At 64.6% G+C, this 13657-nt stretch carries 9 protein-coding genes; 6 read left to right on the forward strand and 3 right to left on the reverse strand.

Annotated elements, in window-relative coordinates; all coding sequences use genetic code 11:
* Window positions 1-992, forward strand: a 992-nt coding sequence (locus ACVOLV_RS20495; protein WP_481555966.1) for a ribonuclease H-like domain-containing protein, incomplete at its 5' end; no start/stop codon positions are given.
* Window positions 993-1173: 181 nt separating this feature from the next.
* Here the strand turns inward: ACVOLV_RS20495 and ACVOLV_RS20500 are convergent.
* From ACVOLV_RS20500 to ACVOLV_RS20510, 3 genes are all read right to left on the reverse strand, one after another.
* Window positions 1174-2985, reverse strand: a complete 1812-nt coding sequence (locus ACVOLV_RS20500) for a M56 family metallopeptidase (protein WP_481555967.1) — start codon at window positions 2983-2985, stop codon at window positions 1174-1176.
* Window positions 2986-2988: 3 nt separating this feature from the next.
* Window positions 2989-3375, reverse strand: a complete 387-nt coding sequence (locus ACVOLV_RS20505) for a BlaI/MecI/CopY family transcriptional regulator (protein WP_481534727.1) — start codon at window positions 3373-3375, stop codon at window positions 2989-2991.
* A gap of 97 nt (window positions 3376-3472) precedes the next feature.
* Entirely contained in the window at window positions 3473-4588 is a 1116-nt protein-coding gene (locus ACVOLV_RS20510; protein ID WP_481555968.1) for a saccharopine dehydrogenase family protein, read from the reverse strand.
* A gap of 425 nt (window positions 4589-5013) precedes the next feature.
* Here ACVOLV_RS20510 and ACVOLV_RS20515 point away from each other — a divergent pair, with 425 nt between their 5' ends.
* From ACVOLV_RS20515 to ACVOLV_RS20535, 5 genes are all read left to right on the forward strand, one after another.
* Window positions 5014-5334 carry a hypothetical protein gene (locus ACVOLV_RS20515; RefSeq protein WP_481555969.1) on the forward strand — a complete coding sequence of 107 codons (321 nt, stop codon included), beginning with the start codon at window positions 5014-5016 and terminating at the stop codon, window positions 5332-5334.
* A gap of 222 nt (window positions 5335-5556) precedes the next feature.
* Window positions 5557-5943: an I78 family peptidase inhibitor gene (locus tag ACVOLV_RS20520; protein WP_481555970.1), complete on the forward strand. Its 387-nt coding sequence runs from the start codon at window positions 5557-5559 to the stop codon at window positions 5941-5943.
* 307 nt (window positions 5944-6250) lie between these two features.
* Entirely contained in the window at window positions 6251-10705 is a 4455-nt protein-coding gene (gltB, locus tag ACVOLV_RS20525) for a glutamate synthase large subunit (protein ID WP_481555971.1), read from the forward strand.
* 131 nt (window positions 10706-10836) lie between these two features.
* Complete coding sequence (locus ACVOLV_RS20530) at window positions 10837-12282, forward strand: FAD-dependent oxidoreductase (protein WP_481555972.1); 1446 nt, start codon at window positions 10837-10839, stop codon at window positions 12280-12282.
* A gap of 387 nt (window positions 12283-12669) precedes the next feature.
* Window positions 12670-13542 (forward strand): methylglyoxal synthase, encoded by an 873-nt coding sequence (locus ACVOLV_RS20535; RefSeq protein WP_481555973.1) that lies wholly within the window; start codon window positions 12670-12672, stop codon window positions 13540-13542.
* The last annotated feature ends 115 nt before the right edge of the window (window positions 13543-13657 follow it).

Here is a 13657-nt window from a genome sequence, read left to right on the forward strand (position 1 = left end):
CCCGCGCCCCCTCCCCCACCCCGGGGGGCGCGGCGCGATCTCCCCCCTTCTCTGGTTGTCTGCGGTGTGTCGGGCGGCGTGCTTTGGGTTCCGGGCGGGGGGCCCCCCCCCCGCTCCTACAACAGCAGCCGAAGCAGGAATCCTCGGTATTCGGTTGGGTCGATCAGATCCAGCACAAACCCGCAGCTAAACAGGACGGCGCTGCATTGCGGCGTTTGCTGGCCACACGCAACCGCGCCATCGCTCCTGCACAAGCAATCGAACGTGGCCCGGTTGATCGCGATCTACCCGGCACCGAGATCGCACCCGGCCTGCACTTGATCGAAGCCTTCATCCCGCAGGCGATTCCAACGCAGCCGTTATCGCTGGCTTTCAGCAAGCGCCCCGAGGAAACCGTCGCGCCGCAGGACCTGCTGTTCTTCGACACCGAAACCACCGGCCTGGCCGGCGGCACCGGTACCCGCGCCTTCATGATCGGCGCCGCCGACTGGCATCACGATGCAGCGCGCGGCGACGGCCTGCGCGTGCGCCAACTGCTGATGTCGACGATGGGCGCGGAGAGCGCGATGCTCGAATTGTTCGCCAGCTGGCTGTCACCGGGCACGGTGCTGTCCAGTTACAACGGCCGCTGTTACGACGCACCGCTGTTGAAGACGCGTTATCGGTTGGCACGGCGTGGCGATCCGATTTCGGCGCTGGACCATGTGGACCTGTTGTTCCCCACCCGCCGTCGCTATCGCGGCACTTGGGAGAACTGTCGCTTGGCGACCATCGAACGGCAGTTGCTGCTGATAGCACGCGAGGATGACTTGCCGGGTTCGGAAGCGCCCGCGGCGTGGTTGAGTTATCTGCGTGGTGGCAGCGCGCGCAATCTGCGTCGTGTTGGTGAACACAATCACCAGGACGTGGTGACCTTGGCGCTGCTGCTCCTGCGTCTGGTGCAGGCCGAGGCTGATGAGCGGGCGGAATTGGCGTTGGAGGCGGAGCGCTGAGCTCAGTGGTTCATTGGGATTTACTCAAAGAGCTTACCCCTCCCCAGCCCTCCCCTTGGCTGCGCCAAAGGGAGGGGGCCAAGCTCTGCTCCCTCTCTTTCGCCGAAGGCGAAGGAGAGGGCTGCGGAGGGGGGCTTTTGCTTCGGCTCTAAAACCAAGCCCCAGCAACCTTCCCGGAACATCAACCACCAAGCGGTCGCGCAACCCCACTGCTGATCGCTTCACGGATCATCTGGTCCGCATCACGATTGGCCTTGGCGCTGGCCGCTGCCTGCTGCCGGCCCAGCTCGGCCTGCTGCTTGCCCAATGCCGCCTGCTGTGCGGCCAGGCTTTCCATCTCTGCACGCATCGCCGGGTTGTCCATTTCCTCGCGCGCCTCATCGATCTTGCGACGAGCTTCAGCGGCTGCGCCGCGGCGCGCATCGGCGCTTCCGTCTGACGTCAGCGCCAGCTGCGCCTGTTCACTCGCCAACGCGCCGATCCGCGCACCAATCTCGCCCATGCGCTCACCGATCTCGCCCTGACGCTCGCCCAGCCGGCCCTGGCGATCACCGAGCTTGCCTTGCGCTTCACCCAGACGCACGGTCTCTGCGTGCAGTTGTTCAAAACGCGACAGCGTGGCCGCGTCCCGCACTACATAGCGCTTGCCATCGCGGCGCAGCAGCAGCACGCCGCTGCCATCGTCCAGTTGCTTTGCTTCGCGCAGGTCCGCAACGGAACCATTCATGACGCTGTGGTTGCCCTTGATCAGCACATAGCTGTCAGCGTTCTGGTTGCTGGAGAGGTGAATCGTTCCCTGTGTGTGCAGCGGTGCTGCCGGCGCCGCAGGCGGTGCAGGTGGCACGACCAGGGCCGGTGGCGCGGGCGGCGCAGGAGGTGCGGCCGGCACAGCGGTACCCGCCGCAACCAGATGCAGTTTTGCATGGGCAGCAGGTGCTGCCGGGGCGACCGGGGCGACGGGCGCTGCCACAGCTGCTGGCGGTGCCGGCGGCACAGGCGGTACCGGCATCGCCACCAGGCGCAGCGGTGCCACGCCGACCAGGGCAACGGCGGCGATGATCAAGGCCGCACCGACGCGCGGGAAGGAAGAGGTGTCCTGCAACATGAGCAATCTCCGCTTGAGGCTGAGGAAGGTCGGCGACGCGCTGGCCAATCCAGCGCCGGGCCGGGGGGCGACGCCCAACTGCAACAACAGGCGTCCGTAGTGTTGGCGGCAGTGCCGGTCACCGGCGACCACCGCGGCATCCACCGCGGCTTCGCGGGCAATGCCGTATTCGCGGGCGGCCAGGTGCACCACCGGGTGGAAGAAGAACAGGTGCTGGGCAAGTGCAGGCACCAATCCCAGCCACAGGTCACGGCGTTGCAGATGCACCAGTTCATGGGTCAGGGCCATGTCCAACTGGTCATCGCCCATGCGCTGCAGGCCTCGCGCCGGCAACAGCAGTACTGGACGCCATGGGCCAATCAGCTGTGGCGAGTCGATCGCATTGCTGAGCATCAAGCGCGGTGCGCGATGCAGGCCATGCGCATCAGCGGCCAGTGCAAGCGCGGCGTTGAGCTTGTGATCGTGGCAGGGCTGTGCGGCACGCAGCAGGGCACGACTGGCGCGATACGCCAGCGCGGTGCGCAAGGCCATCACCAGTACACCGGCGGCCCACATCGCCATCAGCACCAGGCTCCATGACCAACCGCTATCCACCGGCAAGGGCTGCATCACGATGACCGGTGCGATGGTGGTCGGCGCTGCTTCTGCAGCCGCCTGCACAACCAACGGTGCTGCCTCTACTGCAGGCAGCAGCGGCAGCTCCAGCGGCGATGCCCAGAACAGGCCAACCACTGCCTGCACCGCCACCAGCCACCACAGCGCACACTGGGTGCTGGCTGGCAGACGCCGCACGTAGCGGCACAGCAACCACACCAGACCAGCCAATAGTGCGGTCTGCACACTGGTCGCCAGCAAGCGGCTGCCCAACAACTCAAGCGTCATCGACATGGCTCAATCCTCCCGGCGCTGCGATTGCAGCTTGCTGACCAGCGCTTCCAGTTCGGCCAGTTCGTTGTCGCTGACCTCGGCCTTCTCCGACATCCACGCCACGAACGGCGAGATCGACCCCTGCAGGGTCTTTTCGACGAAGCTGCCGACCGCACCGTTGACCACTTCCTGCTGCTCGGCGGTGGAGCTGTAGCGGTACACGCCCTCGTCCTGCTCGCGCTGCAGATAGCCCTTGGTACGCAGGCGCTCCATCATCGTCAGCACGGTGGAACGGGCCAACCCGCGGGCCTCACCAAAGCGCGCGGCTACCTCGCCGACGCTGGTGGGTTCGTTCTCTCCGATGTACTGCAACAGGGCCAGTTCCTGGTCCCCGATGGTCTTGCGGCGCATGGCCGTCTCCGTGACTACATTTGTCGTCACGGTAGATCTGCCTACATTTGTAGTCAATAGCCCGAATGGCACCCTGACCGCTGCCAGACTGAATGATTCAGCTGACCGCGCTGTCAATCTGCCAGCGCGCGAACTCGCTCTCAAACTCCGCCAGCGACAGCAGGCCGAGACAGGCATGGGCACCGATCGGCAGCGCCTCGCCACGGGCAAAGCGGCGCGCGAGCAGCACCGCGGCGAAAGTGGGAATCTCCGGGCCGTGCAGCATTGGCGCGGTCAGGTCCCAATGCACGCGGTGCTGCAAGCCTGCGCGTTGGCCACGCACGGTGATGCGCATGCCGCCAAGATCGGTGCCGAAGCGATCAAACCAGCGCCCGGCACGGGCAAACACGCCGGCCAGCGCTTCCATCGGCAATGGCAGGCCATGGCGGCGCAGCCATGCCATCACCGCCAGGCAGCGTGACAGGAACTTCAACTCCAGTGCCGCACGGAAACGCACGGTCGCCACGCCCGGATAGCGCTGCACCAGCAGCGTGTGGTCGGGCACGTCGCAGGGCGAGGCCAGTCGCGGACCGATACGAGCGAAGCGTACCGGCTGCGGATCGGCCCAGCCGATCACCGTCTGCCAGCGGCCATCCACCCAGCACTGGAACGGCTTGCCGCAATACGACAGCACCGCGCGCACCGTGGCCATGCCCAACGGTGTGGCCTGTGCCGGTGCGATCACCATGTCGATGCTGTGCAGTTGATCGAACTGTGGTGCGAGTGCATCCACCACCGCGCTGGACAGTGCAGGCAGGGTGCTGGCACCACTGATCGCACTGCGTTGCGTCTGTTCGGCCAAGGCCTGCAACTGCTGCGGGAAGTCGGCAACAAAGTCGCGGCCGTCGGCCAGATCGATGTAATGCATACCTGCACGCAGACAGGCCTGCGCCACGCCATAGCCCTGGCCCTGGAAGGGGCCGGCGGTGTGGATGACCAGTGCCGCTCGCGTTTCCGCCAGCTGTACTTCGAAATCAACCGCAGCGGTATCCAGCCTGCACAGTTCGATTTTCGTCAGATCCACGCCGGGCAGATTGGCCGCCGCCTGCGCCGGGTTGCGGCCAGCAGCGATCACCTTGATACCCGGCGTGATGGCCAGTGCACGCACGATGCGCGCGCCGAAATGGCCATAACCGCCCAACACCAGAACACGACAGCGTTCCTGCTGCGACATCGGATCTTCCTGCGTTGATTGCCGAGTGGATTATCAACGAGAGAAGCGCTGCTTTGGCCCCTCCCCTTTGGCGCAGCCAAGGGTGAGGCTGGGAGGGGGTAGCTTTGGCTGTTGCTTATGCTCGTTGTTTGATGTTCCTGCGAAGAGCACCCCTCCCCAACCCTCCCCTGCACTTCGTGCAAGGGAGGGAGCTTTTGCCCCTCCCCTTTGGCGCAGCCAAGGGGGAGGCTGGGAGGGGGTGGCTTTGGCCGTTGCTTGTGCTCGTTGTTTGATGTTCCTGCGAAGAGCACCCCTCCCCAACCCTCCCCTTCGCTACGCGAAAGGGAGGGAGTAGATCCGCTGCTTTCCGCAGGAGTTTGGGCTCTTCATCCCGCTCTTACGCCTGCGGCAGCACCCTGCATGCATGTCCCCGCCTGGAGTCCGCCATGTATCGGATGCTGGTCATCGCAAGTTTCAGCGCCATCACCGCCACTGCCTGCAGCACCGCCCAGGTCAGTCAGGTGCAGCCCATCGATGGCGTCATCTCCGGCCAATGCCACACCGACATGGTGCGCGGTGCGGTCGGCTTGGCGGCAGCTCCAGGCACAGTTGAACGTGCGCGCGTGGACAGCGACAGCCTGCAGGTGCAGGTGGTGCGCGGCAGCGGCGATAACAGCAGCAGCGCCACCCCACCCAGCAGCGGTGGCGGACGCCTTACCATCGAGGTTGGCCGTACCAACAACATCACCGCGCTGCGCTGCGGCTGAGATTGCAGATTCCACAGCGCGTCGTGCAGCCCATGCATTTGTATCGCTGAACCGCGCAGGCATCGGATGACATTTGTTGCCCCTGCCTGGCTAGGGACACTGCCCAACCTATTCCCGATAGACAAAGCTCCGCTGGAGTATCGCGCAATGTGGTGCGACGCAACGTCAACACGTCCTCACTTGGCGATATGCTGGGCTGACCCTCAATAGCTTGGAGTTCCGATGCAATTCCCGTCGACGCCGCGCGCCCTGCGCCGCCCCGCCGCCCTGATTGCCACCGCTGCACTGTTGCTGGCCCTGAGCGCCTGCACCAAGCCGGCCCCGGAAGAACAGGATGAGGCACTGAACCGATCCCAGCAGGCTGCTGAAGCCGCCGCTGCGCCCGCTGAAGCTACGCCGCCGCCGGGCGCCTGCGATGCCAGCCAGGTGCAAGGCCTTGTCGGCCAGACCTATACCGAGGCCATGCAGGCCCAGGCCAAGGAAGACGCCGGTGCCAACGATGTGCGCGTGCTCAAGCCCAACCAGCCGGTCACGATGGAGTTCATCGGCGAGCGCCTGAACATCGAACTGGATGAAAAGGGCGCGGTCAGCGGCGTCCGCTGCGGCTGAATTGGCAGCGCCAAAGCCTTGCTGGGCAAGGCTTTGGTTGCGCTCGCAACGATGTATTGCGGCATTGCAACAACTGTGATTTAGTCGAACCATCCGGTGACCTCAAGGTGCGCTCCAGGTTGAGCCCATCATGTGCATTGGATGGGCGCGAGGGCGCTTGGGTCAGGCGTAAAACGCCATCGGGGCGTGCGCCGGGTCTTATCCCAACAGCACGTGCGGCAGCACGGCGCGAACCATCTGATAAGCATGACGTGCTCTGCGAGCGGGCAGGAGTGTCGCCGCTCACCTGAATCGCACCGAGGCACAGATGGCAGTCCGCACCCCGCAAGGGCTTTACGACCCGCAAGACGAACGCGACGCCTGTGGTTTCGGCATGGTCGCCCAGCTCGACGACCAGCCATCGCGTCTGTTGGTGGATACCGCCATCGCTGCACTGTCGCGCATGACCCACCGCGGTGGTGTTGCCGCCGATGGGCTCACCGGCGACGGCTGCGGCCTGCTGCTGCGCAAGCCCACGGTGTTCCTGCGCCAGCTGGCCGAAGAAGCCGGCATCGCGCTCGGCCCCAACTTCGCCGCAGGTGTTGTGTTCCTGCCTCACGACGCTGACGCTGCACAGCGATGTCGCGCCGAACTGGATGCACAACTGCGCAGCGCGGGCTGCCATCCACGCGGCTGGCGTGAAGTGCCCACCGATGACAGTGTCTGTGGTCAGCTGGCGCGCGACACGCTGCCGAAGATCGAACAGGTGTTCGTCGATGCCGACATCGAGCAGAGCGCCGAACAATTCGCACTGGCCCTGTTCATGGCCCGCCGCCGCAGCGAACAGACCCTGCGCGACGTCACCGACTACTACGTCACCACGCTCAGCGCCGAATCCATCAGCTACAAGGGCATGGTACTGCCGGACAAGCTGAGCACTTTCTTCCCGGACCTGCAGCGCCACGAACTGGCGTCCAGCGTGGTGGTGTTCCACCAGCGCTTCTCCACCAACACCATGCCGCGCTGGCCGCTGGCCCATCCGTTCCGCATGCTCGCCCACAACGGCGAGATCAACACCATCGAAGGCAACCGCCACTGGGCGCAGGCGCGCAGCAAGGTGTGGAAGACGCCAAAGTTCGACATCGCCGAGCTCGACCCGGTGATCTCGATGCACGGCTCCGATTCGCAGAGCATGGACAACATGCTGGAGCTGATGGTGGCTGGCGGCATGGAGTTGATCCAGGCGCTGCGCATCCTGGTGCCGCCGGCAACGCAATCGTTGGAATTCAAGGACGCTGACCTCGCCGCGTTCTACGAGTTCTATGGCTTGAACAGCGAGCCGTGGGACGGCCCGGCCGGCATCGTCGCCTGCGACGGCCGCTACGCCGCCTGCACGCTGGACCGCAACGGCCTGCGCCCGGCGCGCTGGATGCTGACCTCCGACCGCCACTTCCTGGTCGCCTCCGAAGCCGGTGTCTGGGAAGTGCCGACCGAGCGCGTGGTGCGCAAGGGCAAGCTCGGCCCGGGCCAGATGATGGCCATCGACCTCAAGCGTGGCGACCTGCTCGACTCGGAAGCCATCGACCGCATCAACCGTGCACGTGCGCCCTACAAGCAGTGGCTGCACCAAGGCGTGACCTACCTGCAGACCGAGTTGATCGATCCCTCGCTGGCTGAGGAACCGTTCGACGAGGCGACGCTGCGCAGTTATCACAAGCTGTTCCAGCTCACGACCGAAGAACTCGAACAGGTGCTGCGGCCGCTGGCCGAAACCGGGCAGGAAGCCACCGGCTCGATGGGCGATGACACGCCTATCGCCGTGCTCAGCCGCCATACCCGTCCGTTGTACGACTACTTCCGCCAGGCCTTCGCGCAGGTCACCAACCCGCCGATCGATCCGCTGCGCGAAGAGTGCGCGATGTCGCTGACCACCCAGCTCGGCAAGGAGACCAACATCTTCCACGCCGGTGCGGAGACGGTGAACCACGTCATCCTCAACTCGCCGGTGCTGAGCCAGCGCAAGCTGCGCCAGCTGCTGAAGATGGACCAGTACGTCGAGCGCAATCGCTTGATCGACCTGTCCTACAGCGTCGAGGAAGGTCTGAAGGCCGGCATCGAACGCATCTGCGCCGAGTGCGAGCAGGCCGCGCGCGATGGCGTGGTGATGCTGTTGCTGTCCGACCGTTACCCGGTCGCCGACCGCCCGATGGTGCATGCTTTGCTGGCCACCAGCGCCGTGCATCACCATCTGTCCAAGGTTGGCCTGCGCTGCGACGTCAATCTGATTCTGGAAACCGGCACCGCGCGCGATGCGCACCATATGGCTTGTTTGCTGGGCTTTGGTGCGACCGCGGTGTATCCGTATCTGGCTTACCAGACGCTGTTCGATCTGGGCCGGCGCGGCATCCTGCTGCTGAAGAAGGGCGGTGAGGTTTCACAGATCGGTCGCAGCTATCGCAAGGGCATCTACAAGGGACTGAGCAAGATCATCTCGAAGATGGGCATCTGCACCGTCGCCAGTTATCGCGGCGCGCAGTTGTTCGAGATTGTCGGCCTCGATCCGGACGTGGTTGAACTGTGCTTCCCGGATACCGCCGCCCGCATCGGCGGCGTTGGCCTTGCACGCCTGGATACCGAAGCACGCGAGCTCACCGTGCGTGCCTGGAATGATCTGGCGCAGCCGGAAGTCGGCGGCCTGCTCAAGTACGTGCATGGCGGCGAATACCACATGTACAACCCGGACGTAGTGATGACGCTGCAGCGCGCCTCGCGCACTGGCGATGCCGAAGACTGGCGCAAGTACATGGACGCGGTGCATTCGCGCCCGACCTCGGCACTGCGCGATCTGCTGCAGCTCAAGCCGGCGGCAACGCCGGTGCCGTTGGAGGAAGTGGAACCGGCCGAAGCTTTGTTCAAGCGCTTCGATACCGCCGCCATTTCCTTGGGCGCGCTGTCGCCGGAAGCACACGAAGCGCTGGCAATCGCGATGAACCGCCTCGGTGGCCGCTCCAACTCCGGCGAAGGCGGCGAAGATCCCGCACGCTACGGCACCGAGAAGCGTTCCAAGATCAAGCAGGTGGCCTCCGGCCGTTTCGGCGTCACCGCCGAGTATCTGGTCAATGCCGAAGTGCTGCAGATCAAGGTCGCACAGGGCGCCAAGCCCGGCGAAGGCGGCCAGCTGCCCGGCCACAAGGTCAACGAGCTGATCGCGCGCCTGCGTTACGCCAAGCCCGGCATCGGCCTGATTTCGCCACCGCCGCATCACGACATCTATTCGATCGAAGATCTGGCGCAGCTGATCTACGACTTGAAGCAGGTCAATCCCGATGCGTTGGTATCGGTGAAGCTGGTATCGCACGCAGGCGTCGGCACCATTGCAGCCGGCGTGGTGAAAGCCGGCGCCGATCTGATCACCGTGTCCGGCCATGACGGCGGCACCGGTGCCTCACCGATCAGCTCGATCCGCTATGCCGGCGTGCCGTGGGAATTGGGCGTGGCCGAATCGCATCAGGCACTGGTCGGCAACGACCTGCGCAGCCGCACCATCCTGCAGACCGACGGCGGCTTGAAGACCGGCCTGGATGTGGTCAAGGCTGCACTACTCGGCGCCGACAGCTTCGGCTTCGGCACCGGCCCGATGATCGTGCTCGGCTGCAAGTACCTGCGCATCTGCCACCTCAACAACTGCGCCACCGGCGTCGCCACCCAGGACGAGCGCCTGCGTAGCGGCTACTTCACCGGCCTGCCGGAGCGCGTGGAGAACTTCTTCCGTCTGCTGGCCGAAGAAGTGCGCGAGTGGCTGTCGTACCTGGGCGTGCGTTCGCTGGATGAAATCGTCGGCCGCACCGATCTGCTGCAGCAGCTTGAAATCTCGCCGCGCGAAGGCGTCAAGGTTGATCTATCGCGCCTGCTCGCGCCTGCACATTACGACGGCGCGCATTGCGCCGCGCAGCGCCTGTACCAGTCGCCGGACAGCCTGGCCACGCAGATGGACAATCTGCTTGCCGCTGCCATCGCCAACAAGCAGGGCGGCGAGCACCGCTTCCTGATCCACAACACCGACCGCTCGGTGGGCACGCGCCTGTCCGGCACCATCGCCCGCGCACATGGCAACCACGGCATGAGCGAAGCGCCGTTGAACCTGCGTTTCCGCGGCACTGCCGGGCAGAGCTTCGGCGCGTTCAACGTCGGCGGCTTGAACCTGGAAGTGGAAGGCGAAGCCAACGACTACGTCGGTAAGGGCATGGCCGGCGGCCGCCTGGTGGTACGTCCGCCGCGGGGCGCCCGCTTCGAGGCCCGCAACACGGCCATCATCGGCAACACCTGCCTGTACGGCGCGACCGGCGGCGAGTTGTTTGCCGCGGGGCGCGCTGGCGAACGCTTCGGCGTGCGCAACTCCGGCGCACTGGCAGTGATTGAGGGCGCAGGCGACCACTGCTGCGAGTACATGACCGATGGCGTGGTCGCGGTGCTCGGCAAGGTCGGCCTGAACTTCGGTGCCGGCTTCACCGGTGGCTTGGCGTATGTGCTCGACGTCGATCGCGATTTCGTCGACCGCTACAACCACGAGCTGATCGACATCCACCGCATCTCGACCGAAGGCTTCGAGAACCATCGCCAGCACCTGCACACCTTGATCAGCCGTCACCGCGAGTTGACCGGCAGCATCTGGGCGCAGCAGATCCTCGACGAGTTCCGCGACTACGTCGGCAAGTTCTGGCTGGTCAAACCCAAGGCCGCCAGCATCGAGTCGCTGGCCGAGTCTTTACGCCGCGCAGCCTGACGCACTGTCTCCCTCTCCCGCCTGCGGGAGAGGGCCGGGGTGAGGGCAGCTTCAAGAGCCCCTCATCCGCCCCTTCGGGGCACCTTCTCCCGCATGCGGGAGAAGGGCTCCTCCAGACGTAACGAGTTCCCATGAGCCGCAAGCAAGCTTTCCAGTTCCTCGATCTGCCCCGCACCATGCCGCAGCGCATTCCGGTGGAATTGCGCACGTCCGGCGACTGGGGCGAGCTCTACGGCAAATTCGACAAGAGCGATGCGCAGTACCAGGCCGGCCGCTGCCTGGATTGCGGCAATCCGTATTGCAGCTGGAAGTGCCCGGTACACAATGCCATCCCGCAGTGGCTGCAGTTGGTGCAGGAAGACCGCATCCACGAGGCGGCGACGCTCTGCCATTCGACCAACCCGCTGCCGGAAGTCTGTGGTCGCGTCTGCCCGCAGGATCGTTTGTGCGAAGGCAGCTGCACGCTGGATGAGTTCGGCGCGGTCACCATCGGCGCGGTCGAGAAGTACATTGTCGATACCGCGCTGGCCACTGGCTGGAAGCCTGATCTGCATGCCGTTGAAAGTACCGGCAAGCGCGTGGCGGTTGTCGGCGCAGGCCCTGCGGGTTTGGCCTGTGCGGATCGGCTGGCGCGTGCAGGCGTGCAGGCGGTGGTGTTCGACCGCTACGAGCAGATTGGTGGCCTACTGCAGTTTGGCATCCCCAGCTTCAAGCTGGACAAGAGCGTGATCGATCGTCGCCGCGAGATCCTCGAAGGCATGGGCGTGCAGTTCCGCCTCGGCGTGGAGATCGGCCGCGACATCAGCATCGAACAGCTGCAGGCCGACTACGACGCGGTGTTCCTCGGCACCGGCGCCTACCGCTACACCGACGGCGGCCTGATCGGCCAGGACCTCAAGAACGTATTGCCGGCGCTGCCGTTCCTGGTGCAGAACAGCCGCATCGTCAGTGGTAACGACCCCAAGGGTCGACCGATCGCCGGCTGGGAAGACCAGATCGCCCTGCCCGACCTCAACGGCAAGCGCGTGGTGGTACTCGGCGGTGGTGACACCGGCATGGACTGCGTACGCAGCGCGATCCGTCTGGGCGCAGCCAAGGTGACCTGTGCCTACCGTCGTGATGAAGCCAACATGCCGGGCTCGGCACGCGAAGTCGCCAATGCCCGCGAAGAGGGCGTGCGCTTCCTGTTCAACCGCCAGCCGCTGGCGATCGAAGCGGGCGCGGACGATGAGGTGATCGGCGTGACCGTGGTCGAGACCGAGTTGAGCGCACCGGATGCCAATGGCCGGCGCAATGCGGTGGCCATTGATGGCAGCGAATCACTGCTGGAAGCCGACGTGGTGATCATCGCTTTTGGGTTTTCGCCGACGTTGCCGGAATGGCTTTCGTCGCAGGGCGTGGAGGCCAGCAGCAATGGCCGCATCATCGCCGGTGGTGCGGCGCGTTTGCCGTTCCAGACCCATAACGCGAAGCTGTTTGCCGGCGGTGATGCGGTTCGCGGCGCGGACCTGGTGGTGACTGCTGTTGCTGAAGGGCGTGATGCTGCTGAGAGCATTGTTGCTTTGTTGAAGCGCTAGAGCACAGCAAACGCGGGGAGGCGTTAGAAGCTAAAAGCGCCCTCACCCCTACCCCTCTCCCGTTGAAACGGGAGAGGGGACTACTTCGGCATTTTTTCTGACGACGGCCGAGCTCGCTGCTTCGCCTGTTGCCTTTGGCTGTTGGCCTTGGCTGTTGGCCTTGGCTGTTGGCCTTGGCTGTCAGCTTTGGCTCTCGGCTTTGGACTATCCGTTCGCCAAGTTGTGACGACTTCCCTTCTCCCGCTTGCGGGAGAAGGTGCCCGGAGGGCGGATGAGGGGAGCTTTGGCTTTGGCTTTGGCTTTGGCTTTGGCTTTGGCTTCAACGTCACCAACAAGCCGACACCCAGCTGCCCTACACTCAAGAACTCCGCACAAAGAGAAATCGCAATGCGCATCGGTCTGGCCGCAAACCGTCTCCATCACGAAAGCGCCGACGCCGCGTTGTTCCGTTGGCTGCGCGCCAGCGAGACCGGAATTCGCGAACTTGGCGTGGAACTGCACGCTGTTGGCCGCACCTACGACGCCATTGCCAGCACTCATCCTCTGCAGGATTACCCCGGACTTCAGCGCTACCCAAACGGCCGCGAAGGCGGCTTGATGAAGCTGGTTGCCGAAGTCGTAGGCATGGGCACGCCCGAGCGCACTCTCGATGGCGCGATCTACTTCATCGACCCGGTCGATCCTTCTTCAGTATTCCCCGAAGCCATCGCGCTCAAACGCCAGTGCGTCATCCACGGGAAACCCTTCATCTCCACGGTTGCCACCGCGCGTGACTGGATTGAGATGGAACGCATCCACGCCGGCTGCGACCCCGACCGTGGTGCAGATGATCTACACGATTTCAGCAAGCAAACCCTGGCGCTGATCGCCCACGACGCACGCAAGCCACAGATGCTCGCCTTCGCTGCTGAGCACTTCGACGTGCTATCGCAGTTCGAACAGCGCATCGGTACCGGCACCACCGGTCAGCGTTTGAACGAGATGGCCTGGAGCCGCGGCTGGCCACGCGATCAGGAGTGGATCCATCGCTTCCAGAGCGGCCCGCTCGGTGGCGATGCGCAGATTGCGGATCGTGTGCTTGAACACCGCTGCCAACGCGCGATCTTCTTTGAAGACCCGCATGTGGCGCGCCAGCATGAAGCAGACATCCAGTTGCTCGAGCGTGCCGTAACCACGGTCACTGATGAAGCGGTATGCATCACCGCCCCGAATATCGCTGCCCGTTGGGCAACAGCAGCACAGGCCCGCCAGAGAGCCTGACCGCAGTGCCGAACCATGTTCGGCAGGAGCTTTCCTGGTAGCGCCCACAGAGCCCCAAGGCTTTGGCTTTGGCTTTGGCTTTGGCTTTGGCTTTGGCTTTGGCTTTGGCTTTGGC

This window comes from Stenotrophomonas sp. STEN023, assembly GCF_056760135.1.

Excerpts from the sequence above, each read along its gene's own strand:
- ACVOLV_RS20515 (WP_481555969.1), top strand. The coding sequence starts at position 5,014 with ATGTATCGGATGCTGGTCATCGCAAGTTTCAGCGCCATCACCGCCACT.
- ACVOLV_RS20500 (WP_481555967.1), bottom strand. The coding sequence starts at position 2,985 with ATGTCGATGACGCTTGAGTTGTTGGGCAGCCGCTTGCTGGCGACCAGT.
- ACVOLV_RS20530 (WP_481555972.1), top strand. The coding sequence starts at position 10,837 with ATGAGCCGCAAGCAAGCTTTCCAGTTCCTCGATCTGCCCCGCACCATG.
- gltB (WP_481555971.1), top strand. The coding sequence starts at position 6,251 with ATGGCAGTCCGCACCCCGCAAGGGCTTTACGACCCGCAAGACGAACGC.
- ACVOLV_RS20510 (WP_481555968.1), bottom strand. The coding sequence starts at position 4,588 with ATGTCGCAGCAGGAACGCTGTCGTGTTCTGGTGTTGGGCGGTTATGGC.
- ACVOLV_RS20520 (WP_481555970.1), top strand. The coding sequence starts at position 5,557 with ATGCAATTCCCGTCGACGCCGCGCGCCCTGCGCCGCCCCGCCGCCCTG.
- ACVOLV_RS20505 (WP_481534727.1), bottom strand. The coding sequence starts at position 3,375 with ATGCGCCGCAAGACCATCGGGGACCAGGAACTGGCCCTGTTGCAGTAC.
- ACVOLV_RS20535 (WP_481555973.1), top strand. The coding sequence starts at position 12,670 with ATGCGCATCGGTCTGGCCGCAAACCGTCTCCATCACGAAAGCGCCGAC.